At 75.8% G+C, this 23,160-nt stretch carries 26 protein-coding genes; 8 read left to right on the top strand and 18 right to left on the bottom strand.

What is annotated here, in order from left to right:
* Positions 1–3: 3 nt before the first annotated feature.
* From ACU616_RS20500 to ACU616_RS20485, 4 genes are all read right to left on the bottom strand, one after another.
* Positions 4–1,377 (bottom strand): FAD-dependent oxidoreductase, encoded by a 1,374-nt coding sequence (locus ACU616_RS20500; RefSeq protein ID WP_446760261.1) that lies wholly within the window; start codon positions 1,375–1,377, stop codon positions 4–6.
* Positions 1,378–1,394: 17 nt separating this feature from the next.
* A complete protein-coding gene (locus ACU616_RS20495; protein WP_446760260.1) occupies positions 1,395–1,835 on the bottom strand; it encodes a flavodoxin family protein in 441 nt (146 codons plus the stop codon).
* Positions 1,836–1,875: 40 nt separating this feature from the next.
* Positions 1,876–2,820, bottom strand: coding sequence for a DUF808 domain-containing protein (locus tag ACU616_RS20490; protein WP_446760259.1), 945 nt, complete (start codon positions 2,818–2,820; stop codon positions 1,876–1,878).
* 148 nt (positions 2,821–2,968) lie between these two features.
* Positions 2,969–3,262 (bottom strand): hypothetical protein, encoded by a 294-nt coding sequence (locus ACU616_RS20485; RefSeq protein ID WP_446760258.1) that lies wholly within the window; start codon positions 3,260–3,262, stop codon positions 2,969–2,971.
* Between the two features lie 87 nt (positions 3,263–3,349).
* Between ACU616_RS20485 and ACU616_RS20480 the strand changes: the two genes are divergently transcribed.
* Positions 3,350–3,949, top strand: a complete 600-nt coding sequence (locus ACU616_RS20480; RefSeq protein WP_446760257.1) for a dihydrofolate reductase family protein — start codon at positions 3,350–3,352, stop codon at positions 3,947–3,949.
* Positions 3,950–3,963: 14 nt separating this feature from the next.
* Here the strand turns inward: ACU616_RS20480 and ACU616_RS20475 are convergent, their stop codons facing one another.
* From ACU616_RS20475 to icmF, 5 genes are all read right to left on the bottom strand, one after another.
* The gene (locus ACU616_RS20475) at positions 3,964–4,086 is read right to left on the bottom strand and encodes a hypothetical protein (protein WP_446760256.1); all 123 of its coding nucleotides are present in this window, start codon (positions 4,084–4,086) and stop codon (positions 3,964–3,966) included.
* Positions 4,087–4,091: 5 nt separating this feature from the next.
* On the bottom strand, positions 4,092–5,210 hold the full coding sequence (locus ACU616_RS20470) for an NDMA-dependent alcohol dehydrogenase (RefSeq protein ID WP_446760255.1): 1,119 nt from the start codon (positions 5,208–5,210) through the stop codon (positions 4,092–4,094).
* Between the two features lie 166 nt (positions 5,211–5,376).
* Entirely contained in the window at positions 5,377–6,078 is a 702-nt protein-coding gene (locus ACU616_RS20465) for a helical backbone metal receptor (RefSeq protein ID WP_446761507.1), read from the bottom strand.
* 125 nt (positions 6,079–6,203) lie between these two features.
* Positions 6,204–6,983, bottom strand: coding sequence for an SDR family NAD(P)-dependent oxidoreductase (locus ACU616_RS20460; RefSeq protein WP_446761506.1), 780 nt, complete (start codon positions 6,981–6,983; stop codon positions 6,204–6,206).
* 83 nt (positions 6,984–7,066) lie between these two features.
* Positions 7,067–10,315: a fused isobutyryl-CoA mutase/GTPase IcmF gene (icmF, locus tag ACU616_RS20455; protein WP_446760254.1), complete on the bottom strand. Its 3,249-nt coding sequence runs from the start codon at positions 10,313–10,315 to the stop codon at positions 7,067–7,069.
* A 123-nt stretch (positions 10,316–10,438) separates the two neighbouring features.
* Here icmF and ACU616_RS20450 point away from each other — a divergent pair, with 123 nt between their 5' ends.
* From ACU616_RS20450 to ACU616_RS20440, 3 genes are all read left to right on the top strand, one after another.
* On the top strand, positions 10,439–10,792 hold the full coding sequence (locus tag ACU616_RS20450; protein ID WP_446760253.1) for a hypothetical protein: 354 nt from the start codon (positions 10,439–10,441) through the stop codon (positions 10,790–10,792).
* A gap of 84 nt (positions 10,793–10,876) precedes the next feature.
* Complete coding sequence (locus tag ACU616_RS20445) at positions 10,877–11,656, top strand: sporulation protein (RefSeq protein WP_446760252.1); 780 nt, start codon at positions 10,877–10,879, stop codon at positions 11,654–11,656.
* A 14-nt stretch (positions 11,657–11,670) separates the two neighbouring features.
* Positions 11,671–12,267 carry an NUDIX hydrolase gene (locus tag ACU616_RS20440; protein ID WP_446760251.1) on the top strand — a complete coding sequence of 199 codons (597 nt, stop codon included), beginning with the start codon at positions 11,671–11,673 and terminating at the stop codon, positions 12,265–12,267.
* Position 12,268: 1 nt separating this feature from the next.
* Here the strand turns inward: ACU616_RS20440 and ACU616_RS20435 are convergent, their stop codons facing one another.
* The 6 genes from ACU616_RS20435 to ACU616_RS20410 are packed head-to-tail and all read right to left on the bottom strand — an operon-like array spanning position 12,269 to position 15,439.
* Positions 12,269–12,649 carry a DUF4267 domain-containing protein gene (locus ACU616_RS20435; protein WP_446760250.1) on the bottom strand — a complete coding sequence of 127 codons (381 nt, stop codon included), beginning with the start codon at positions 12,647–12,649 and terminating at the stop codon, positions 12,269–12,271.
* Entirely contained in the window at positions 12,646–13,215 is a 570-nt protein-coding gene (locus ACU616_RS20430; protein ID WP_446760249.1) for a hypothetical protein, read from the bottom strand. The genes ACU616_RS20435 and ACU616_RS20430 overlap by 4 nt, the downstream gene beginning before the upstream one ends.
* Positions 13,212–13,844 carry a class I SAM-dependent methyltransferase gene (locus tag ACU616_RS20425; RefSeq protein ID WP_446760248.1) on the bottom strand — a complete coding sequence of 211 codons (633 nt, stop codon included), beginning with the start codon at positions 13,842–13,844 and terminating at the stop codon, positions 13,212–13,214. The genes ACU616_RS20430 and ACU616_RS20425 overlap by 4 nt, the downstream gene beginning before the upstream one ends.
* A 32-nt stretch (positions 13,845–13,876) precedes the next feature.
* Positions 13,877–14,767, bottom strand: a complete 891-nt coding sequence (locus tag ACU616_RS20420; RefSeq protein WP_446760247.1) for an alpha/beta fold hydrolase — start codon at positions 14,765–14,767, stop codon at positions 13,877–13,879.
* 29 nt (positions 14,768–14,796) lie between these two features.
* Positions 14,797–14,982 (bottom strand): hypothetical protein, encoded by a 186-nt coding sequence (locus tag ACU616_RS20415; protein WP_446761505.1) that lies wholly within the window; start codon positions 14,980–14,982, stop codon positions 14,797–14,799.
* 43 nt (positions 14,983–15,025) lie between these two features.
* Positions 15,026–15,439 carry a TIGR03618 family F420-dependent PPOX class oxidoreductase gene (locus ACU616_RS20410; protein WP_446760246.1) on the bottom strand — a complete coding sequence of 138 codons (414 nt, stop codon included), beginning with the start codon at positions 15,437–15,439 and terminating at the stop codon, positions 15,026–15,028.
* 128 nt (positions 15,440–15,567) lie between these two features.
* Between ACU616_RS20410 and ACU616_RS20405 the strand changes: the two genes are divergently transcribed.
* On the top strand, positions 15,568–16,224 hold the full coding sequence (locus ACU616_RS20405; protein WP_446760245.1) for an endonuclease V: 657 nt from the start codon (positions 15,568–15,570) through the stop codon (positions 16,222–16,224).
* Here the strand turns inward: ACU616_RS20405 and ACU616_RS20400 are convergent.
* Positions 16,205–17,074, bottom strand: coding sequence for an NAD(P)-dependent oxidoreductase (locus tag ACU616_RS20400; RefSeq protein WP_446760244.1), 870 nt, complete (start codon positions 17,072–17,074; stop codon positions 16,205–16,207). The genes ACU616_RS20405 and ACU616_RS20400 overlap by 20 nt on opposite strands.
* Positions 17,075–17,110: 36 nt before the next feature.
* A complete protein-coding gene (locus tag ACU616_RS20395; RefSeq protein ID WP_446760243.1) occupies positions 17,111–18,673 on the bottom strand; it encodes an MFS transporter in 1,563 nt (520 codons plus the stop codon).
* A 181-nt stretch (positions 18,674–18,854) separates the two neighbouring features.
* On the opposite strand from ACU616_RS20395, the gene ACU616_RS20390 reads away from it, so the two are divergent.
* The 3 genes from ACU616_RS20390 to ACU616_RS20380 are packed head-to-tail and all read left to right on the top strand — an operon-like array spanning position 18,855 to position 22,162.
* A complete protein-coding gene (locus ACU616_RS20390; protein ID WP_446760242.1) occupies positions 18,855–19,796 on the top strand; it encodes a helix-turn-helix domain-containing protein in 942 nt (313 codons plus the stop codon).
* Positions 19,793–20,341, top strand: a complete 549-nt coding sequence (locus ACU616_RS20385) for a dihydrofolate reductase family protein (RefSeq protein ID WP_446760241.1) — start codon at positions 19,793–19,795, stop codon at positions 20,339–20,341. Before ACU616_RS20390 ends, ACU616_RS20385 begins: the two co-directional genes overlap by 4 nt.
* Before the next feature lie 36 nt (positions 20,342–20,377).
* Positions 20,378–22,162 carry a thiamine pyrophosphate-requiring protein gene (locus tag ACU616_RS20380; protein WP_446760240.1) on the top strand — a complete coding sequence of 595 codons (1,785 nt, stop codon included), beginning with the start codon at positions 20,378–20,380 and terminating at the stop codon, positions 22,160–22,162.
* 171 nt (positions 22,163–22,333) lie between these two features.
* On the opposite strand, the gene ACU616_RS20375 is transcribed toward ACU616_RS20380, so the two are convergent.
* The gene (locus ACU616_RS20375) at positions 22,334–22,933 is read right to left on the bottom strand and encodes a YceI family protein (RefSeq protein WP_446760239.1); all 600 of its coding nucleotides are present in this window, start codon (positions 22,931–22,933) and stop codon (positions 22,334–22,336) included.
* Positions 22,934–23,160: the final 227 nt, after the last annotated feature.

The raw sequence follows: 23,160 nt of genomic DNA, 5'->3' as shown, positions 1-23,160 counted from the left end.
CGGTCAGCCGCGGGTGTCGGCCTCCACCGCCTCGAACGCCTTGCGGGCGGCGATGAGCACCGGGTCCCACACCGGCGCGAACGGCGGGGCGTAGGACAGGTCGAGGGAGAGCACCTCGTCGACGGTCATCTCGTTCCAGATGGCGATGGCCAGCGCGTCGACCCGCTTGGCCGCGCCCTCCCGGCCGACGACCTGGGCGCCCAGCAGCCGGCCGCTGCGGCGCTCGGCGATCATCTTGACCCGGATGGGGCTCGCGCCCGGGAAGTAGCCGGCCTTGGTCGTGGAGTCCACCGCGGCGGTCACGTAGGCGTACCCGGCCGCCTCCGCCTCGGCCTCCGACAGCCCGGTGCGGGCGGCCTCGGTGGCGCAGATCTTGGTGATCGCCGTCCCGATGACGCCGGGGAAGGTGGCGTACCCGCCACCGATGTTGATGCCGGCCACCCGGCCCTGCTTGTTGGCGTGGGTGCCGAGCGCGACGACCACCCGCTGCCTGGACAGGCGGTGCACCGACTCGACGCAGTCGCCGGCCGACCACACCCCGGGCACCTGGGTGCGCATCCGCTGGTCGACCGCGACACCGCCGGAGGTGCCCAGCGGGATGCCGGCCTCCCGGGCCAGCCGCACGTTGGGCCGCACCCCGAGGCCGAGGACGACGAGGTCGGCGGGCAGCTCGCGGCCGCTCTGGGTCACCACCGCGCGGGCCCGGCCGTCGGGGCCCACGTCGATGGCGGCGACGCCGTCGGAGAGCACCAGCTCGATGCCCTCGCAGCGCACCGCCTCGGCGATCACGGCGCCCACGTCGGGGTCGAAGGTGCCCACGGGCTGCGCCGAGAGGTCGACGACGGTCACGTCCAGCCCGCGGATCCGGCAGGCCTCGGCGATCTCCAGCCCGATGTAGCCGCCGCCGACGACGACCACCCGCTGCACCCGCCCGCTGTCGAGCTCGGCGCGCAGCGCGACGCCGTCGTCGAGCACCTGCACGCCGTACACGCCGTGCGCGTCGATGCCCTCGACCGGCGGGCGCATCGGCACGCTGCCGGTGGCGTAGACCAGGTCGTCGTAGGGCTCGGTGCCCTCGGCGCCGGTCTCCAGGTCGTGCCAGTGCACGACCCCCTTGTCGACGTCGATGCCCACCACCTCGGTGCGCATCCGGACGTCGAGGCCGGCGGCGCGGTGCTGCTCGGGCGTGCGCGCGACCAGCTGCGCCTCGCGCTCCACGGTGCCGGCGATCCAGTACGGGATGCCGCAGGCCGAGTACGACGTCGCCCGCCCGCGTTCGAACAGGACGACGTCCAGGTCGGGCTGCCGCTTCTTGGCCTGCGACGCCGCGCTGCCGCCGGCGGCGTCCCCTCCGATGACGACGAGGCGCTTGCTCACACTTCGGAGGCTATGCGCTACAGGCTCACCGCGACGGTCGCGGCGAGTTCGCGGACGGCCTCGAGGTCGTCCTTCGCCGGCGCGCCGGTGAGGGACAGCGGCGCGGCGACCTGCTTCCAGCGCAGCGCGCCGGTGATGGTGGCGATGGCCTTGAGCGCGCCGGCGGTGTCGTCGCCGCCGTGCACCCAGACGCCGTAGGGCAGGCCGACGGTGGCGTCGAGGCACGGGTAGTAGACGGTGTCGAAGAAGTGCTTGAGCGCGCCGCTCATGTAGCCGATGTTGGCCGGCGTCCCGAGCAGCACGCCGTCGGCGGCGAGCAGGTCGGCCGGCCCCGCCGACAGCGCCGGCCGCTCGACCAGCTCGACCTCCTCGACCATCGCCACGCCCTCGCGCGCGGCTTCCAGCACCGCCTGCAGGTTCGGCGACGGGGTGTGGTGGACGACGAGCAGCTGCGGCATGCCGCCATCCTGCCCTGCCGGCGCGGCGCGCCCTGGGGGCTCAGTGGCCGGCCGGCTCGGCCCTGCGCCGGCGGAGGGCGAGGGTCACGACCAGCACGACGACCGCGCCGACGACGAGCCCGACGAGTGCGCTGGCCAGCGTGTTGACCAGCCACCCCACGACCCCGCCGAGGGCCCCGGTGGCCTCGTGCGCCGCCTCCTCCAGGTGGTGCACGACGCCGTACACGGCGTGCAGCCCGAGCTCGTCGCTGCCCACCAGCAGGATGTGCCCGCCGACCCACAGCATCGCGGCGGTGCCGACCACGGTGAGGGCGGTGAGCAGCCGGGGCATCCCCTTGACCAGTCCGCGGCCGAACCCGGCCACGCCCTTCGCCGACGAGCGGGACAGCCGCAGCCCGGCGTCGTCCATCTTCACGATGAGCCCGACGACGCCGTACACCAGGATCGTGATGAGCAGGCCGACGACCGCGAGGATGACCGCGCGCGCCCAGAAGCCCTCCCCGGCCACCTCGTTCAGCGAGATCACCATGATCTCCGCGGACAGGATGAAGTCGGTGCGCACGGCCCCGGACACGATGGTCTGCTCGTCGGGCATCGCCTCCTCGCCGGAGGCGTGGTCGTCGTGGTGGCCGCTGAGCCGGTGCCACACCTTCTCCGCGCCCTCGTAGCAGAGGTAGGCGCCGCCGACCATGAGGATCGGGGTGAGCAGCCAGGGCAGGAACTGGCTGAGCAGCAGGATCGCGGGCAGGATGATCAGCAGCTTGTTGCGCAGCGACCCCACCGCGATGCGCCGGATGATCGGGATCTCGCGGTCGGCCGACAGACCGCGGACGTACTGGGGCGTGACGGCGGTGTCGTCGACCACCACGCCGGCGGCCTTCACGCCGGCCCGCCCGGCGGCCGCCCCGACGTCGTCGATCGAGGCGGCAGCGGCACGCGCGAGCAGCGCGACGTCGTCGAACAGGGCTACGAGTCCACCGGCCACGGGACGTCCTCTCGGTTGGTCAGCACTCGTGTGCAGTCTCGGTGATCGTGGCCGGTCCGGCCGTCTCGTGCGCGACCGCCGGCCCGGCGTCCCCCGCGTGGTACCCGCCCGCGGCCGCCGGACGCGCGGGTGTCCCGATCGTCCCGGGTCAGGCGGGACCGCGGTGGGCGGACCACAGCTCCGCGGCGCGGGCGGCGGCCCCGGACACCAGGGCCGCCAGCTCCGCCCGGTCGGGGACGGGGAAGGACACGTAGGCGCCGCGGCCACCGGCGGTCGGCCGGCCGTAGGCCTTCGCCGCGAGGTGCCCGTCCGGCAGGAGCCGGACGTTCAGCGTGGTCAGCAGGAACTCCTCACCACGCCGGGTGTCGGTCCAGCGCAGCGCCTCCGGGACGACGACGTTGACGGCCAGGGCGGTCACCTCGACGTCGACCTCGCTGCTCATGCCGCATGGTGGCACGGCACCGGCTGCGGCCGGGTCGCTCCCGGGGACGGGACGGCCGGGTGGTGCCGGCCGGAGGGCACTGGTCTCATGAGCGGCGTGTCGGGAGCAGCGGGCAGGGTCCTCGTCGGCAGCGTCTGGGCGACGCTGGACGGGCGCGTCGCCGACGCCGGCGGGGACCTGGACTGGGTCGCACCGCACGCGCGCAGCGGCGCCGTGCTCGACCAGCGGGAGCGGCTGCACACCGCGGCGACGACCGCCCTGATGGGCCAGGAGGAGTTCGAGCGCTCCCGCGCGGCGTGGCCCCCGGTGGCCGGAGACCCGACGGCCGATCCGCGCGACCGCGCCTACGCCGGCTGGGTCGACGCGGTCGAGAAGATCGTCCTGTCCACCACGATGACCGACCCGGGGTGGCGCAACAGCTGGGTGCTCGAGGTCGACGCCTCCCAGGTCGCCGCCCACCTGCGCCGGCAGCGCGGCGGCGACGTCCTGGTCCTCGGCGGCGGCGTCGTCGCCCGGCTCCTGGCCGCCGACGCCCTCGACCGGCTGGCCGTGGTGTGGGTTCCCGAGGTGCTCGGCGGCGGCGCGCGCCTGTTCGACGACGGCCTGCCCCGTTCCCGCTGGCTGCCGACCGGCAGCGCCGTCTCCGACACCGGCGCCACCTGCACCACCTACGACCGGGTGCGTTGACCCGGCCGGCCGGGTCAACGGCGCTGCTGTCGCTGCGCGTGGGCCGTCCTGCCGGAGCCGCGGCGCACGGCGACGTGCACCTCCGCACCGAGCAGCTCGGTGAAGCGGTGCACCAGGCCGGCGGCCCTCGGACCCACCTCGCTCAGTCGAGGAGGACGAGGCCGCGGACGTTGGTGCCGGCGCGCATGTCGGCGTAGCCCTCCGCGACCTCGTCGAGCGAGTAGGTCCGCGTGACGAGCTCGTCGAGCTTAAGCGTGCCCGCGGCGTACTGCCGGAGCAGGTTCGGGACGTCCCACCGCGGGTTGCACCCGCCGAACAGCGCTCCCTGCAGCCGCTTCTGGAAGACCGTGAACATCGTCGGGTTGATCGGGATGCCCGCCGAGCGCATCCCCCCGGTGCCGGTGAGGACCACCGTCCCGGCCTTGCGGACGGAGTCCACCGCCTGGGCGATGTGCTCCCCGGTGACGACGCCGACGGTGACGACGGTCGCGTCGGCTCCCTGCCCGTCGGTCATGCTCCGGGCGAGGGCGGTGCCCTGCTCGATGGTCTCGGCGGTGTGCGTCGCGCCGAGGTCCAGGGCGGTCTTCCGCTTGAGCTCGACCGGGTCGACGGCGATGACCGCGCGCGCCCCGATGGCCCTGGCGGCCTGGACGCTGTTGATGCCGACCCCGCCGACGCCCATGACGATCACCACGTCGCCGGGCTGCGCGTCGGACATGTGGACGACCGAGCCCCACCCCGTGGCGACGCCGCAGCTGACCAGCGCGGCCCGCTCGAGCGGCACGTCAGGGTCGATCCGCACCGCCGAACGGGCGTCGACCACGGTGTGCTCGCTCAGCGCCGAGACGCCGTGGGCCTGCACGACCGGCCGGCCCTGGTAGGTCATCCGGAAGCTGGTGGGGTCGTCGATCCGCCCGCCGGAGAACAGCCGGCCACCGAGGTCGCAGAGGTTCTGCCGTCCGGTCGAGCACATCCGGCACTCCCCGCAGACCGCGGTGAACGTGAGGACCACGTGGTCGCCCTCGGCCCAGCCCGGGGTGTCGGGGCCGACGCCGACGACCACGCCGGCCCCCTCGTGGCCGCCGGCGATGGGCAGCCGGAAGGCGGGGCTGTCACCGACCGCGACGTGGTCGTCGGTGTGGCAGAGCCCGACGGCGACCATCCGCACCAGCAGCTCCCCCCGGCGGGGCTCGTCGAGGTCCACCTCGGTGACCTCGTACTGCCCGGGCTGGGTGTGCAGGACGGCGGTGCGCGTCTTCACGGCTGTTCCTCTCGTCGGGTCCGCGGTGGGCGGGAGGGGGCGCGCTGCTGCAGGACGACGGTGCTGAGCCGCAGGGTATCGACGGGCACCCCACAGCCTGCTCCTCGTCGTGATCAGCTCGTGACCAGACCGTGACCGTGCCGTCACACGGCGACCGGCGCGGCGGTCATCCACCGAGGGCGGCCAGCAGCTCGGCGCGGGCGGTGGCCAGCGAGGGGCCGTACCAGGTCAGCGCGCGCCCGGAGACCAGCACCGACCGCAGCCCCGGGAAGGCCTCGGGGCCGTCGTCGGCGGTGAACAGGTAGGGCTCGTCGGGCAGCAGGACGACGTCGGGGGCCGCCGCCACGACGGCGGAGACGTCGACGTGCGGATAGCGGTCCTCCCCCGATCCGAACACGTTGACCAGGCCGAGGCGGGTCAGCACGTCGCCGGTGAAGGTGCGCGGGCCGACCACCATCCACGGGTCCCGCCAGATCGGCACGGCCACGCGGCGGGACGGCGCCGGCGCGGGTCGCGACCACTCGGCGGCCGCGGCCGTCAGCCAGGAGGGCTCCCCGACCGCGAGCACCTCGCCGAACAGCCGGCGCATCGAGGCCAGCGCCTCGTCGACGGTCTCGATGACCGTCACCCACACCGGAACGCCGGCCGCGCGCAGCCGGTCGACGTCGAGCTCCCGGTTCTCCTCCCGGTTGCAGACGACGAGGTCGGGCGCCAGCGCGGCGATCGCCGCCCGGTCGGGGTTCTTCGTCCCGCGCACCCGGGCGACGTCGAGGCCGGCCGGGTGGGTGCACCAGTCGGTGGCGCCCACCAGCCGCTCGGGGACCGTCTCCGCCAGCGCCTCGGTGAGCGAGGGCACCAGCGACACCACCCGCCGCGGCGGCCGGGTCAGGTCGACCGGCGTGCCGAGATCGTCAGAGGTGACGTGCTGGAACGGCCCCGCTGCAGGGTCCCGCCGCGAGCGGGGCGAGTGGAAGGGGGCAGCGGGGTCCTTCGTCAATACACGACCAGCCCGGCCGAGACGTTGAGGTCCTCCCCGGTGATGGCGGCCGCGCGGTCCGACGCGAGGAAGGCGACGGCGTGGGCGACGTCGTCTGCGTCGACCAGCCGCTGCAGGGCGGCGCCGCCGGCGAACTCGGCCCGCGCCTGCTCCACGGTGATCCCGCGGGAGGCCGCCTGCTGCTCCAGCACCCAGGCGATCCGCGGGCCCTCGACCCCGCCCGGCGACACCAGGTTGACCCGGACGCCGGACGACCCGAGCTCCCACGCCAGCGTGCGGACCAGGCCGACGAGCGCCGTCTTCGACGCGGCGTAGGGCGTCCGGTTGACCAGCGGCCGCTTGCCGGTCACCGATCCGATGACGACGACCGAGCCCGAGCCGCGGGCGATCATGCCCGGGAGGAAGGCCCGGCAGGCCAGCATGGTGCCGGTCACGTTGACCCGGAGGGTGTCCTCCCACTCCTCCAGCGGCATCTCCACGAGCGGAGCGCTGGGCCCGCCGATGCCGCTGTTGTTGACCAGCACGTCCACCCGGCCGAACTCCCCGACCGCCGCCTGCGCCGCCGCGTCGACCGACGCCGGGTCCCGCAGGTCCATCGCGACGACCAGGGCCCGCCGGCCCGCCGTGCGGATCTGCTCGGCGACCTCGTCCATGCGGTCGGTCGACCGCCCGGCGAGGACGACGTCGGCGCCCTCGGCCGCCAGCCGCAGCGCGATCGCCCGGCCGATCCCGCTCCCTGCGCCGCTCACGGCGGCGACCTGACCGTTGAGCAGCATGGACACCCCTTCCGGCTCCCTCGGCCCCGCTGCAGGGCCCCGCCGTGAGCGTGCGAGCGGTGGGGGGCAGCGGGGTCCTCCCGTCAGACGTTGCGCCGGTACTGGCCGCCCACCTCGAAGAACGCGTCGGAGATCTGGCCCAGCGAGCACGAGCGGACGGCGTCCATCAGCGCCTCGAACACGTTGCCGCCCGAGGTGGCCGCCTCCTGCAGCCGGGCCAGCGCGGCCGGCGCCTCGTCGGCGTGCCGGGCCTGGAAGTCGGCCAGCCGCTGCAGCTGCGACTGCTTCTCCGCCTCGGTCGCCCGCGCCAGCTCCACCGGCTTGGGCGGGGCGGAGTCCGAGCGCGGGTCGAGGAACGTGTTGACGCCGACGATCGGCAGCGACCCGTCGTGCTTGCGGTGCTCGTACAGCATCGACTCGTCCTGGATCTTGCCGCGCTGGTAGCCGGTCTCCATCGCGCCCAGCACGCCGCCGCGCTCGGCGATCCGGTCGAACTCGGCCAGCACCGCCTCCTCGACCAGGTCGGTGAGCTCGTCGACGATCGCCGAGCCCTGCAGCGGGTTCTCGTTGCCGGCCAGGCCCCACTCCTTGTCGATGATCATCTGGATGGCCAGCGCCCGGCGCACCGAGTGCTCCGAGGGCGTGGTCACGGCCTCGTCGTAGGCGTTGGTGTGCAGCGAGTTGGCGTTGTCGTAGATCGCGCACAGCGCCTGCAGCGTCGTGCGGATGTCGTTGAAGTCCATCTCCTGCGCGTGCAGCGACCGGCCCGACGTCTGCACGTGGTACTTCAGCTGCTGCGAGCGGGCGTTGGCGCCGTAGCGGTCGCGCATCGCCACCGCCCAGATCCGGCGGGCCACCCGGCCGATCACCGTGTACTCGGCGTCCATGCCGTTGGAGAAGAAGAAGCTCAGGTTGGGCGCGAAGTCGTCGATCGCCATGCCGCGCGCGAGGTAGGCCTCGACGTAGGTGAACCCGTTGGCCAGCGTGAAGGCCAGCTGGCTGATGGGGTTCGCCCCGGCCTCGGCGATGTGGTAGCCCGAGATCGACACCGAGTAGAAGTTGCGCACCGAGTGCTCGATGAACCAGGCCTGGATGTCGGCCATGCAGCGCAGCGCGAACTCGGTGGAGAAGATGCAGGTGTTCTGGCCCTGGTCCTCCTTGAGGATGTCGGCCTGGACCGTGCCGCGGACGGTGGACAGCACCCAGGCGCGGATCTCCTCGGCCTCGGCGTCGTCGGGCTCGCGGCCCTCGTCCTCGCGGAACCGGTCGAGGCGCTGCTCGATCGCGGTGTTCAGGAACATCGCCAGCACCGCGGGCGCGGGGCCGTTGATGGTCATCGACACCGACGTCGTCGGGGCGCACAGGTCGAACCCGTCGTAGAGCACCCGCATGTCGTCGAGCGTGGCGATGGAGACACCCGAGGTGCCGACCTTGCCGTAGACGTCGGGGCGCGGGTCGGGGTCGCGGCCGTAGAGGGTCACCGAGTCGAACGCCGTCGACAGCCGGGTGGCCTCGTTGCCCGCCGACAGCACGCGGAAGCGCCGGTTGGTGCGGAACGCGTCGCCCTCGCCGGCGAACATCCGCGCCGGCGCCTCGCCGGCCCGCTTGAACGGGAAGACGCCGGCGGTGTACGGGAAGGCGCCCGGCAGGTTCTCCCGCCGCAGGGAGCGCAGCAGCTCGGCGGCGTCCTGCGTCCGCGGCAGCGCCACCCGGGGCACCTTCGTGCCCGACAGGGTCTCGCGGGTCAGCGGCGTGCGGATCTCCTTGCCGCGCACCGTGTAGACGTACTCGTCGCCCGAGTACTGCTCCACCCGCGCCGGCCACTCCTCCAGCAGCGTGCGCACCTCGGGCAGCAGCTCCCGGGCGGCGGCCTCCGCCGCCGCGCGTGCCGCGTCGGCGGCGGCACCCTCGCCAGTGCCCTCGAGCACCTCGGCGGCGGTGGTCAGGTGCTGGCGGCGGCGGACGACGGCGGCCTGCTCCTCGGTGACCCGGTGGTGGCCGCGCACCGCCTCGGCGACGTCGGCCAGGTACCGGGCCCGCGACGAGGGGACGACGCTGGTCAGCCCGGTCGAGGCGCGCACGTCGACCCGCGGCAGCACCCCGGCGCCGGCGGGCAGGCCCTTGTCGGTGAGCAGGCCGAGGAGGTGCTGGTAGAGCGCGGTGACGCCGTCGTCGTCGAACCGCGCGGCGCTGGTGCCGAACACCGGCATCTGCTCCCACGGCTGCCCGAACGCCTCGCGGTTGCGCACCATCTGCCGGGCGACGTCGCGGCGGGCGTCCTCGGCACCCCGCCGCTCGAACTTGTTGATCGCGACGACGTCGGCCAGGTCGAGCATGTCGATCTTCTCGAGCTGGCTGGCCGCGCCGAACTCCGGCGTCATGACGTAGAGCGAGACGTCGCTGAACGGCACGATCGCCGCGTCGCCCTGGCCGATGCCCGGCGTCTCCACGATGACGAGGTCGAAGCCGGCGGCCTTGACCGCGGCGAGGACGTCGTCGAGGTGCTCGGGCACCTGCGCGCCGGGGGTGCGGGTGGCCATCGAGCGGAAGAAGGTGTGCGAGCCCTCGCCGGACTCCAGCGCGTTCATCCGGATCCGGTCGCCGAGCAGCGCGCCGCCGCCGCGGCGGCGGCTGGGGTCGATCGCGACGACGGCGACCCGCAGCTTGTCCTCCTGGTCGCGGCGCAGCCGGCGCAGCAGCTCGTCGGTGAGCGAGGACTTGCCCGACCCGCCGGTGCCGGTGATGCCCAGCACCGGCACGGTGCGCGCCGCGGCGGCCTCGCGCACGCGGGCGGCGAGCGCCTCGTCGGCCCCGGCCTCGAGCACGCTGATCGCCCGGGCCAGCGCCCGCGGGTCGCCGGTGAGCAGCGCCTCGACGTCGGGGCCCTCGGCGGCGAGGTCGACGTCGCAGGCGCGGATGAGCTCGTTGATCATCCCCGGCAGGCCCAGGCGGGCGCCGTCCTCCGGGCTGAAGATCCGCACTCCCCTCTCCCGCAGCGCGGCGATCTCCTCGGGCACGATGACGCCCCCGCCGCCGCCGAAGACCTTGACGTGCGACGCGCCGGCCTGCGCGAGCCGGTCGACCAGGTAGCCGAAGTACTCGACGTGCCCGCCCTGGTAGGAGGAGATGGCGACGCCCTGCACGTCCTCCTCCAGCGCCGCCCGGACGACGGCGTCGACGGAGCGGTCGTGACCCAGGTGCACGACCTCCGCGCCCTGGCTCTGCAGCAGCCGCCGCATGACGTTGATCGCCGCGTCGTGCCCGTCGAACAGGCTCGCCGCCGTGACGAACCGGACGGGGTGGACGGGCACGTGCAGCTCGCGCGAGGCCATGGGTGCACGGTAGGCCCCAACTAGTAGGACGTCCAACCATCTCTCCTGGCCTGCGGCGTGTCCCAGGAGTGCCGGCCGGGCGGCGGCGGCAGGCCGGCGGCCCCGCACCGGAGGAGGCGGCCCGTGAGTCCGGACGACGTCCGCGCGGTCCTCGAGGACCCGCGGCCCTGGAGGCGCACCCGGGCGGTCGCGCTGACGATCGACACCGGCCCCCCGGCCCGGCCGCCCAACGTGCTGCTGGTCCGCGGGACGGCGGCGGTCTCGTTCGTCGACGGGGTGTTCCCCGAGTACGTCGACGGCGCCCGGGAGGTGACCCCGGCCGAGGTGTTCGCGCAGTGGGAGCAGGGCGTGCACGCGCTCCACGACCGGATGGCCCGCATCGACGTCACCCCGGCCTGGGCCCGGGTCCACGACGTCGAGATCCGCTCACCCCAGGCGGTCGAGGACCTCGTGCGCGCCCGGGCCGGCGGGGCCTGACCGGCGGCGCGCGGAACCCTCCCCGCCGCCCGCGCGTGGTGCCAGAGTGCCCGCCGTCCCCGATCCGAACGGAGCACTCCTCCCATGGCCTTCCGCAACCTGATGGCGAAGCTCGGCGCCGGCAACGCGAGCGTCGACACCGTCCTCGACTCCCCCGTGACCACGCCCGGCGGCACGGTCACCGGCACCGTGCACCTCTCCGGCGGCACGGTCGCCCAGGACATCGCCGAGTGCCGGGTGTCGCTGCAGGCCCGGGTCGAGGTGGAGAGCGGCGACTCCGAGTGGCGCGAGGACGTCGTCTTCGGCACCGCCGTGGTGGCCGGCGCTGGCCGGATCGAGCCGGGCGTGAAGGCGGCCGTGCCGTTCAGCTTCCCGGTGCCGTGGCAGTGCCCGTTCACCGCCGTCGACGGGTGGACGCTGCGCGGGGTCTCCATCGGCCTGCGCACCCGGGTCGACATCCCCGGCGGCAGCGACCCCGGCGACCTCGACGCGGTCGTCGTCGAGCCGCTGCCGGTGCAGCGCACGGTCATCGCGGCGCTGTCCGGCCTGGGCTTCGCCTTCCGCGGCGCCGACGTCGAGAAGGGCCGGCTCGCCGGCAGCGACCTGCCCTTCTACCAGGAGGTCGAGTTCGCGCCGCCGTCGTCGCTGCGCGGGCGGGTCAACGAGCTCGAGGTGACCTTCCTGGCCTCCCCACAGGGCGTGGAGGTCGTGCTGGAGGTCGACCGGCGAGGCGGGCTGTTCACCGAGGGGCGCGACGTCGGCGGCCGGCTGCACCTCGCGCACGCCGACACCGACGTGTCGGCGGTGGCCGCGCAGCTCGACGCCGCGGTCCGCGCGCTCGGCGCGCGACGTGGCTGGCTCTGACCGACGATGACCGGGTGCTGACCCGGGAGACGGTGGCCGCGCGGCTGCGGGACCTCCCGCGGCGCGCGGCCGACCGGCCCGAGCTCAAGGCGGCCGCCGTCGCCGTCTGCGTCACCTACACCGACGGCGTCACGGCGCTGCTGGTCACCCGCCGGGCGGCCGGGCTGCGGGCGCACGCCGGCCAGTGGGCGCTGCCGGGCGGCCGGCTCGACCCGGGCGAGACGCCGGTGCAGGCGGCGCTGCGCGAGCTGGAGGAGGAGGTCGGCCTGGTGCGCGGGCCCGACGACGTCCTGGGCCTGCTCGACGACTACGTGACCCGCTCCGGCTACGTGATGACCCCGGTGGTCGTCTGGGCCGGCGCCACCGGGGAGCTGGCGCCGGCCGAGGCGGAGGTGGCCGCGGCCTACCAGGTGCCGGTGGCCGACCTCGACGTCGACCCGCAGCTGGTGTCCATCCCGGAGTCCGACGCCCCGGTCATCCGGCTGCCGCTGCTCGGCGGCTGGGTGCACGCCCCCACCGCGGCGGTGGTGTACCAGTTCTGCCAGGTGGTCTGCCGCGGGCTGCACACCCGCGTGGCCCACCTCGAGCAGCCGGTCTTCGCCTGGCGGTAGCTCAGCGGCGGTGCCAGCGGGCGGCGCCGCAGGCGGCCAGCGCGAGCACGATCCCGGACAGGACGGCGCTGCGCCGGGCCACGTCGCCCTCGGCGCGGGAGGTCCACACCGCGGCGGCGTCCAGCGCGGTGAGCAGCAGCGTCACCTCGGTGGTGCGGCGGGCCTGCGGCGCCGGGGTGACCAGCAGCGCGGCGCCCATGGCGATGTTGCGGGCCGCGGCGAGCCGCACCAGCAGCGGCAGCGCGACGTCGCCGCGGGCGGCGTCGGGCCGCACCCCCAGCGCGCCGGCGATCCACCGCGGCGCGAACAGTGCCGCCGTACCGATCCAGATCGACAGCGACCCGACCGTCGTGCGGGTCCCGTCCCACTCGCTGCTGCTCACGCCCGGCCCTTGCCCGCGAACTCCCTGGTCGAACCGGCGGTCAGCACGAGCACCAGCGCCAGGAACGGCAGCGTCACCCAGCTGGCCACCACGTCGCTCACCGTCGCGACGGTGAACGCCGCCGCCGACGGCGCGTCGAGCGGGCCGAGCACGCCGTCGGCCCCCAGGGCGGCGATCGAGGGCGGCAGGGTGATCAGCGCCGACACTCCGCCGCCGAGGACGACGCCGGCGAGCACCGCCGCCGGGGAGGTGCGCACCGCCCGCAGCGCCGTCGCGAACCCGCGGGCGAAGGCGCCGGCGGTGCGGATCCGGCCGGTGCGCGGCACGTCGGTCAGCGCGCCGGTCAGCCAGAGCTGCGCGAGCAGGCCGGTGGCGAAGCCGACGACGTCGACCAGCAGCGCGTCGAGCAGGCTCGGGTCGCGGTACACCAGCAGCTGGCGCGCCACGTCGGGGACGGTGTTGACCAGGGTGATCGCCAAGGAGGTCGCGTAGACGCGCAGCGCGTGCCGGCGCAGCAGGGCGAGCGCACCGCGGACGATCCCGCCGGCACCGGGGGTGGCGCTCACCTGCGGGTGGCGACGGCCTGGACCCACCGGTCACCGGCGGCCCGCCGCAGCCGGCCGGTCGGGACGTCGAAGCCGGCGCGGCGCAGCTCGGCGACCAGCTCGTCGGTGCCGAAGCGGTCGGCGGGGTGCCGGGACACCGCGCGCAGCCACGGGGCGTCGACGAAGCGGGCGGTCATCTCGGTGAGCGCCAGCAGCCCGCCCGGCTGCAGGACCCGCGCGGCCTCGGCCACCGCGGCCCGCCAGTCCTCGATGTGGTGCAGCGCGTGGAAGTCGACGACGAGGTCGACGCTGCCGTCGTCCACCGGCAGCGCGGTGGCGTCGCCGACCCGGAAGGTCACCCGGTCGCCGAGGTCGGCGCAGGCCATCCGTGCCCGGCCGACCGACGCCGGGTGCACGTCGAAGGCGGTCACCGACGTCGCACCGAACAGCTCGACGGCGCACCGCGCGCCCAGCCCGCGGCGCCCGGTGCCGATCTCCACGCAGCGGGTGCCGCGCGCGCCCAGCCGCTGCAGCACCCGCCCCTCCACGCGGCGGCCGATCTCGTAGCGGACCCGGCTGTCGACCCAGAGCCGGTTGGCGTCGACGTAGGTGGGGGGCACGGTGCTGGTGCCGCGCTGGTCGGGAGACATGCCGCGCGGCTACCCGATCCCCCGCGCGGCACTCACGGCGCGAGCGCCGCGTAGACCTCGCGCGCGTGGTCGAAGACCAGGAAGTGCCCCTCGCCGGACAACCAGTGCGCCGAGACCCGCGGCAGCATCGCCGCCAGCGCCCGGCCCAGGGCCACCGGCACCTGCCAGTCCTGGGTGCCGTGCCAGACGTGCACCTGCTGGCGCACCTCACCGACCGGGAAGCCCCACGGCCGGAACAGCAGCGCCCGGTCCTCGGCCAGCACCGCGGTGCCCTGGCGCAGCCCCTCGGTGAAGGTCGTGGCCAGCACCCGGCGGACGGCGGGGCGGCCGATCACCCGGCGGTCGGCGGGGTTGAGCCGCACCTGCAGGTAGCGCGGGATGAGCTCGGGTCGGACGGCGAGCGGCGCGAACACCGGCCGCAGCAGCGCGGTCGCCGCCGGGGTGGGCCGGTGCGTGGCCGCGCGCAGCGGACCGTGCAGCCAGCCCGGCCACGGCCACGGCACGTCCGGGGGCGGGGCCCCGCCGAGGACGCCGACCGTGTGCACCCGGTCGGGCAGCGCGTGCGCGCACGCCAGCGCGTAGGCCGCGCCGCCGGAGAGGCTCAGGGTGGCGAACCGGTCGACGCCCAGGGAGTCGAGCAGCTGGACGACGTCGGCGGGCCAGTCGGTCACCGACCGGCCCGGCTGCGGGTCGGAGCGGCCGAAGCCGGGCCGGTCGGGGACGATCAGCCGCACCCCCCAGCGCCGGTAGGCGCCGGGGTCGTCGACGTGCCGCTCCAGCCGTGAGCTCGGCGACCCGTGGCAGCCCAGCACCGGCCGGCCGTCGGGGTCGCCCCACTCGGCGTAGGCCATCGTCCGGCCGTCGCGCAGCTGCAGGCGGCCCTCGCGGGGCCCGTCGGCGGAGTCGGTGTGCCCAGCGTGCATGTCCCGGGGCTACCCCGGGCGTCGCGGGCTCAGCCCCGACCGGGGAGGTGCACGTACAGGGACGCCTCGACGGCGCCGTCGTCGGTGGTGACGGTGACCAGGACCCGCTCGTAGCCGAGGCCCTTGAAGTCGTCGAGGCGGGACCACTGCGCCGATGGGTCGGCGGACTCGAGGACCTGGACCTCGACCACCGGGCCCTCGGGATCGAGGACCAGCGCGGGGACGCCGAGGGCCGCGCCCCGTGGACTCCGCCGGCGGCTAGCCCGAGACCACCTGCCGCTCGGGCTCGATCCAGATGGTCACCCGCTCGGTGGTGATGGCCTCCTCCGGGTAGGGCCGGCCGCCGTACTTCTGCGACAGCTCGTCGATCTGCGCGCGGGCCTCGGGGCCGGTCGAGGTCTCGGCCACCCGGCCGCGCACCTCGGCGAAGCGGTAGGGGTTGCTCTCGTCCCGGATGGCCAGGGTCACCCGGGCGTCGCGCTTGAGGTTCTCGAACTTGCGCCGCCCGGTCTCGGTGTTGACGTAGAGCCGCTGCCCGTCGGTGCCCACCCAGATGTACTGCGTCTGGATGCGCCCGCTCGGCAGCAGGGTGCTGATCGCCGCGTAGTTGGGGCCCTCCGCGAGCTCGCGGGTGACCGGGTGCAGTTCGGGACCGTCCTGGGAGTTCGCCACGGTCCGCGCGTACCCGCCGCGACGCCGGGCACGCGTTCCCCCGCCGTCCGGCCCGGTCGGGTCCGGACGTCCCGGTGGCGCGACCCGACGTGTCGGACGGCCGGGACCCCGACGGGCAGGGTGGCTCCGTGGGGACCCCTCCGGGCTGGCCGGCCGACGCCGCGGCCCTGCGCGCCGTGCAGGACCGGCTGGCCGCACGGGAGCCGCCGCCCTGGCGCCCGCGCGGCGGCCCGCTGCTCCTCGCCGCGGCCGCCGCCGTCCCGGGGCCGGACGGGCGGCTGGTGGCCGCGGCCGTGCTCGTCCGCGGGGACGACGTCCTCGCCGCCGCCGTCGTGCCCGGGAACGCCGGGGGAGACTACGAGCCGGGGCTGCTCGCGCTGCGGGAGGGGCCGCTGCTGGCCGGGGCGCTCGGCCGCCGACCCGACGTCCTGCTGCTGGCCGCCGCCGGCCGCGACCACCCGCGCCGGGCCGGCCTGGCGCTGCACCTGGGCGCCGCGCTCGACCTGCCGAGCGTCGGGGTCACCGACTGCCCGCTGGCCGCGACGGGCGGGGAGCCCGGGCCGGCCCGCGGCGACACCGCGCCGCTGCTGCTCGACGGCGCGGAGGTGGCGCGGGCGGTGCGCGTCGTGCCCGGCGTCCGGCCGGTGGTGGCCTCGGCCGGGTGGCGCACCGACGCCGCGACGGCGGCCGCCGTCGTCCTGGCCACGACCACCGGCGTCCGGACGCCGGAGCCGCTGCGCGAGGCCCGCCGCCGGGCCCGCGCCCTCAGTCGCCGGAGCCGGTGAGGCCCTCGAGGACGGCGGCCATGTCGACCGCGGCGGGGTCGCCCACCCGCTCGGCGGCGGCCTCCATCGTCGCCAGGACCGCGGCCGTGAGCCGGTCGGAGACGCCGGCGCCCTGCAGCGCCGCGCGGATGAGCCGGGCGTCCTTGGCCGCGCCGCCGAGCGCGAAGCTGGGCGGGTAGTCACCGGCGATCATCAGCCCGCCCTTGACGTGGGCGTAGGGCGAGTCGACCGGGCCGCCCGCGATGGCGTCGAGGAAGCGCTGCGGGTCCAGCCCCAGGCCGCGGGTCAGCGCGACGGCCTGCGCGGTGCCGGTGGTGAGCATGAACAGCCACGAGTTGCAGGCCATCTTCAGCCGGCTGCCGGCGCCGGCCTCGCCCAGCCACACCGTCTTCGAGCCCAGCGCGTCGAACACCGGCGCCAGCCGTTCCCGGGCCTCCTCCGGGCCGGAGGCGAGCAGGGTCAGCGCGCCGTTGGCGGCCGGCTCCTTGGTGCCGAGAACGGGGCAGTCGACGAGGACCAGGTCGAGGTCGCGGGCGGTCGCCACGGTGCGGTCGGCGCCCTCCACGCCCACCGTCGAGCACTGCAGCCACGTCGTCCCCGCCGCCGGGGACGCCTGCGTGACGACGTCGACCACCGCGTCGGCGTCGAGCAGCATGGTGAGGACGACGTCGGCGCCGTCGGCCGCCTCGGCCGGTGTCGCGGCGGCCTGCGCGCCGGTCCCCGTGAGCGCCTGCGCCTTGGCGGGGTCGCGGTTCCACACCCGCACGGGCAGGCCGGCCCGCCGCAGCGAGGTCACCATCCCCGCGCCCATCGTCCCCGCGCCGAGCACCGCCACCGTCACGTGCGCCATCCCCCGATCCTGCGCGGTCGGCCCGGTCCCCGCAGGTCAGCCGTGCCAGGCGTGGCTGTGGCTGTGCACGCCGTCGGGGCCGTGCCGCTCGTCGGGCACCGGGGCGCCGTCCGCCGCCGCCTCCGGCGGCGGCTCCCGGTCCCGGCGCCGCTCGCGCCGCAGGTCGACGACGGCCAGCACCAGCGCCGCCAGCGCACCGAGCACCGAGACCGACAGGCCCGCCGCGGCGGCCACCGGGTAGTCCTCGCCGGTCGCGGCCAGCACCAGGTAGAAGAGGCCGGGCAGGGCGGCGGTGCCCACCGAGGCGCCGAAGCGCTGGGCGGTCTGCAGGCCGCCGCCGGCCGACCCGGCCATCGCCACCGGCACCTCGCGCAAGGTCATCGTGATGTTGGGCGAGATGACGAAGCCGCCGCCGATGCCGCCGAGCAGCAGCGACGGCGCGATCGCCCAGCCGGCCGACGAGGGCGGCACCAGCAGCAGCACGACGGCGGTCGCGGCGAGCCCGAGGACGACGCCGGTCAGGCCGAGGACGGTCAGCCGCCGTCCGTACCGCTCGACCAGCCGCCCGGCGACGACGGCCGCGGTCGCCGAGCCGAGCGCGAACGGCGTCACCGCCAGGCCCGACTGCAGCGGGGTGTAGCCCAGGCCGGTCTGGAAGAACAGCGCGAACACCAGCCAGATACCGCTGAAGCCGACGAAGTAGACGGTGCCCAGCGCCGCGCCGATGCCGTAGCCGCGGGTCTGGGTGACCAGCCGCGGGTCGAACACCGGCTGCCCGTCGCGGGCCACGACCCGCCGCTCCCAGCCGAAGAAGACGCCCAGCAGCACGGCACCCACGCCGAACAGCCACCACAGCTGCGACAGGCCGCCGGACTCCGCCTGCACGAGCGGGTACAGCACCGCCAGCGCGCCGGCGCCGAGCAGCAGGACCCCGACGACGTCGATCCGCCCCCGGCCGCCGGAGCCGCCACGGGGCAGCAGGCGCCGCGCGAGCAGGAACGCGACGACGCCGATCGGCACGTTGACGTAGAACAGCCAGCGCCAGCCGTCCGGGCCCGACGCCAGGCCCAGGATGGCCCCGCCGGCGACCGGTCCGACGGCGGTGGAGATCCCGACCGTGGCGCCGAAGAGGCCGAACGCGCGCCCGCGCTCGGCACCCCGGAACAGCTGCTGGATGAGCGCGGAGTTCTGCGGTGCCAGGCACCCGGCGGCCAGCCCCTGCGCGAGGCGGGCGACGATCAGCCAGCCGGCCGACGGCGCCGCGCCGGCCGCTGCGCTGCAGAGGACGAACCCGGCCAGGCCGACGAGGAACAGCCGCCGCCGGCCGAAGGCGTCGCCGAGCCGGCCGGCGGGCACCAGCATCAGCCCGAAGGTGAGCGCGTACCCGGACACGACCCACTGCACGGTCGACGGCGCCGCGCCGAGGTCGGACTGCAGCGAGGGCAGGGCCACCGACACGATGCTGACGTCGAGCAGGGTCATGAAGCCGACGACGAGCGTGACCGACAGCGCCTGCCACCGCTTGGGGTCGGGCCGGTACGCCTCCGGCTCTCCGGTCGCGGTCCGGGGTGCGGCGTCGGCCGCGGCGCGGGGTGGCACGGGGGGGTCCTCCGGGGAGCAGGCGGGCGAGGCGCGGCGGGCCGTGCGCGCCGGTCTCGGAGGGAGGCCGCCGTCCCCGACGGCCGCACCCTCCGGCCTACCCGGTGGCGTCGCGCCGACACCCGCCGGGACCGCAAGAACGGTCGGGCGCCGGGAGCCGCCGGCTCGCCAGACTGGCGCGGTGACCGCTCCCCTCCCCGGCCGCGACCGGCTGCGCGAGCTGCTCGACGCCGTCCTCGACGAGGACAACCGGTCGCTGGCCGACATGGCCGGCGACGCGTTCGCCTCGCCGTTCCACTTCAGCCGGCAGGTGTCGGGCGGCGCCGGCGAGGCCCCCGTGGCGCTGCGCCGACGCGTCGTCCTCGAGCGGGCGGCCTGGCAGCTGCGGCAGGGCGCGAGCGTCACCGAGGCCGCCTTCGCCGCCGGCTACGAGTCCGTCGAGGGCTTCAGCCGGGCCTTCGCGCGCGCCTACGGCCGCACCCCCGGCAGCCTCGGGACCGACGACGCCGGCCGGCCGCACACCCGCGACGAGCACTGGCTGCCCGCGCCCAACGGCATCCACTTCCACCCGCCGTCGTCCTTGTGGGTCAGCGACGAGCCGGTGCGGCGCGGCGGCGACGAGGTGACCGCGCTGCTGGTGCACCACGGCGTCGAGGACACCCGGACCCTGCTCGAGCTGGCCAAGGGGCTGCCCGCGGCCGAGTACCGGCGGGTGCGCTCACCCGACCTGACCGTGCTGTCCTGGGACGGCCCCGAGGTGTCGCTGGCCGCCGTGCTCGACCACCTGGTCTGGACCCTCGAGGTGTGGGTGGCCTCCATCGAGGGCGCCGACACCCCCGCCCACGGCCCCGACGACCCCGCCGCGCTCGTCGACCGGCACGACGCCGTCGCCCCGCGGTGGCTGGCGGCGGTGCGCGGCATCGCCCGGCGCGGCGCCTGGAACGACCGGCTGGTCGACGCGCTGTGCGAGCCGCCGGAGAGCTTCGTGCTCGCCAGCGTCGTCGCGCACGTCCTCACCTTCTCCGCGCACCGCCGCCTGCTGGCGCGGCACTGGCTGCGCGAGGCCGGCGTCGCCGTCGACGCCGGCGACCCCATCGAGTGGTACTCCCGGAGGGACCGATGACCCGCACCGTGTACTACACCGCCACCTCGCTCGACGGCTTCGTCGCCGACCGCGACGACTCGCTGTCCTGGCTGCTGTCGCGGCAGAGCGACCAGGAGGGCGCCATGGGCTTCGAGCCCTTCGTCAAGGGTGTCGGGGCGGTGGTCATGGGCGCCACCACCTACCGCTGGGTCCAGGACAACGGCGGGCCCGACGCCTGGGACCGCTCCCGCCCCGCCTGGGTGCTCACCCACCGGCAGCTGACCTCCTTCCCCGACGCCGACATCCGCTTCACCGCCGCGGACACCCGCGAGGAGCTGCTGGCCGTGCACGGCGAGCTGGTGGCGGCGGCCGGCGACCTCGACGTGTGGGTGGTCGGCGGTGGTCCCGTGGCCGCGCAGTTCGCCGAGGCCGGCCTGCTCGACGAGGTCGTCGTCTCCATCGCGCCGGTCACGCTCGGCGGCGGGGCGCCGCTGCTGCCGGCGCGGGTGGAGCTGCGCACCCGCGAGGTCGCGCAGAACGGCGAGTTCGCCTGCGTGCGCTACGACGTCGTCCGGCCCGGCTGACGGGTCGCGTCCGCCCGGGCGGGTACCGGCCCGCGCATGGGCGAGCGGGTGACGGCGGACCTCGTGGTGGAGCGGCTGCGGGCGTGGGGCGTGCCCCGCGTGTTCGGCTACTCCGGCGACGGCATCAACGCGCTGATGGGCGCGCTGCGCCGGGCCGGGGAGCCGGAGTTCGTGCAGGCCCGCCACGAGGAGGCCGCGGCGTTCATGGCCGTCGGGCACGCCAAGTACACCGGCGGGGTCGGCGTCGTCACCTCCACCCAGGGACCGGGCGCGGTGCACCTGCTCACCGGGCTCTACGACGCCAAGCTCGACGGCGTCCCGGTGGTCGCGCTCATGGGACAGCAGGAGCGCTCGGTGCTCGGCTCGCAGTACCAGCAGGAGATCGACCTGCAGACCCTGGTGAAGGACGTCGCCGCCCAGTTCGCCGCGACCGTGAGCTCCCCCGAGCAGCTGCCGATGGTGCTCGACCGGGCGTTCCGGGCCGCCCTGGCCACCCGGTCACCCGCCGTCGTCGTCCTGCCGCACGACGTCCAGCAGGCGCCGGCGCCGGAGCCGGGACAGGAGCACGGCGTCGTCGTCACCGCGCCGACGTGGCGCCCGGCGCGGGTGCTGCCGCACGAGGAGGACCTGCGCGCGGCAGCGGCGGTGCTGTCGTCGGGGCGGCGTCCGGCGCTGCTGGTCGGGCAGGGCGCCCGGCACGCCTGGGGCGAGGTGGTCGCCGTCGCCGAGCGGCTCGGGGCCGGGATCGCCACCAGCCTGCTGGGCAAGCCGTGGGCCGACGAGGGCCACCCGCTCGCCGCCGGCGTCATGGGGCACCTCGGGACGACGGCGAGCGCCACCGTGCTCGGCGGCTGCGACACGCTGCTGCTGGTCGGCACCAACGACCCGTGGACGGAGTTCTACCCGCCGCCCGGCCAGGCGCGGGCGGTGCAGGTCGACCTCGACGGCCGCCACCTCGGCGACCGCTACCCGGTGGAGGTGGCGCTGCACGGCGACGCCGCCGAGACGCTGCGCGCGCTGCTGCCGCTGCTGTCCCCGCCGGCCGACGGGGCGTGGCGGGGGGAGGTCGAGGACGCCGTCCGGTCGTGGCACGAGCTGGCCGCCGAGCGCGCGGCGACGCCGGCCGACCCGGTGAACCCCGAGCGCGTCGTCGCCGAGCTGACCCCGCGGCTGCCGGCCGACGCGCAGGTCGCCGTCGACGTCGGGTCGGTCACCTACTGGTACGCCCGCCAGCTGCGGCTGCCGCCCGGGGTGCCGGCGCACCTGTCGAGCACGCTGGCCTCGATGGGCTGCTCCGTGCCCTACGGGCTGGCGGCCAAGCTGGCCGCACCCGACCGGCCGGTGGTGGCGCTGTCCGGCGACGGCGCCATGCAGATGCTGGGCAACGCGGAGCTGGTGACCGTGGCGCACCGCTGGCGGTCGTGGGCCGACCCGCGGTTCGTCGTCTGCGTGCTGGTCAACCGCGACCTGGCCGAGGTGACCTGGGAGCAGCGGGAGACGGAGGGCGACCCGCGCTTCGACGAGAGCCAGTCACTGCCGGAGTTCCCCTTCGCCGGGTACGCCGAGCTGCTGGGACTGACCGGGATCCGGGTGACCGACCCCGGCGAGCTCGGCGGCGCGTGGGACCGTGCGCTGGCGGCCGACCGGCCGGTCGTGCTCGAGGTGCTCACCGACGCCGACGTCCCGCTGCTGCCGCCGTTCCCGGCCGGCGAGGCCGCGCTGCCGTCGTTCACCGCGGCGCTGGAGCAGGAAGGTCCCGCCGGCGCCGGCGCGCGGCAGCTGCTGGAGACCTACGCCGACCAGGAGCGCCGCCGCTCCTGACGCTCACCACCGCCCCACCTCGTCGCGCGCCCGGGACGCCGACACGTCGACGCGGCGACAGGTCGACACGGAGACACCTCGGCTCGGGGACACGGCGACACGGGGACACGTCGCCACGGGGACACGTCGCCACGGGGACACGGCGACACGGGACGGTGCCGGCGCGGCCGGTCAGGCGCTGCGGATCACTGAGACGTCGAACTCCACCTGGATGCGGTCGCTGACCAGCACGCCGCCGGTGTCCAGCGGGGTGTTCCAGGTCAGGCCCCAGTCGCTGCGCTTGATGGCCAGCGCTCCCTCGAAGCCGACGCGGGTGTTGCCGAAGGGGTCCTTCGCCGAGCCGGTGAGGGTGAACTCCACCATCACCGGCCGCGTCATGTCGCGGATGGTGAGGTCGCCGGACACCTCGTAGGTGTCGTCCTCGACCTGCTCGACGTCGGTGGAGCGGAACACGATCTCGGGGTAGCGCTCGACGTCGAGGAAGTCCGGCGAGCGCAGGTGCGCGTCGCGGTCGGCCTGACCGGTGTCGATGCTCGCCGTCCGGATGCGGATGGTGACCCGGCTGGCCTCGGGGTGCAGCACGTCCAGGTGCGCCTCGCCGGCGAAGTCGGTGAACGCGCCGCGCACCGTCGTCACCATGGCGTGCCGCGCCCGGATGCCGATCCGCGTGTGCGCCACGTCGATGGTGTAGTCGCCGGTGACGTCGACCAGCGCGGTCGTCGCCGCGTCGAAGTCCGTGGGACCGCCCTCAGGCGCCCGGTGCTTGGCCACGTGTCCGTCCTCCCCCTCGCCGGTCCCCCATCCTGGTCGATCCTCCGGCCGGGGCTCCGCCCGGGTTCCCCGGTTCCCGCCGGGGCACCTGACGGGCCCGACCGGCGGCCCGGAGCACGCCCTGGCGGCGCCTCCTCCCCTCCGGCGGCGTGACGGAGAGTCCTGGCGTGCCGGCCCACCTGTGAGCGTGGCCACACTCTAGGGGAGGGCGCGCACGCGGCACCGGC

The organism is Geodermatophilus sp. URMC 62 (assembly GCF_052931475.1).
Note: the sequence above shows the minus strand (reverse complement) of the source record. Positions and strands in the feature narration are given on the sequence as shown.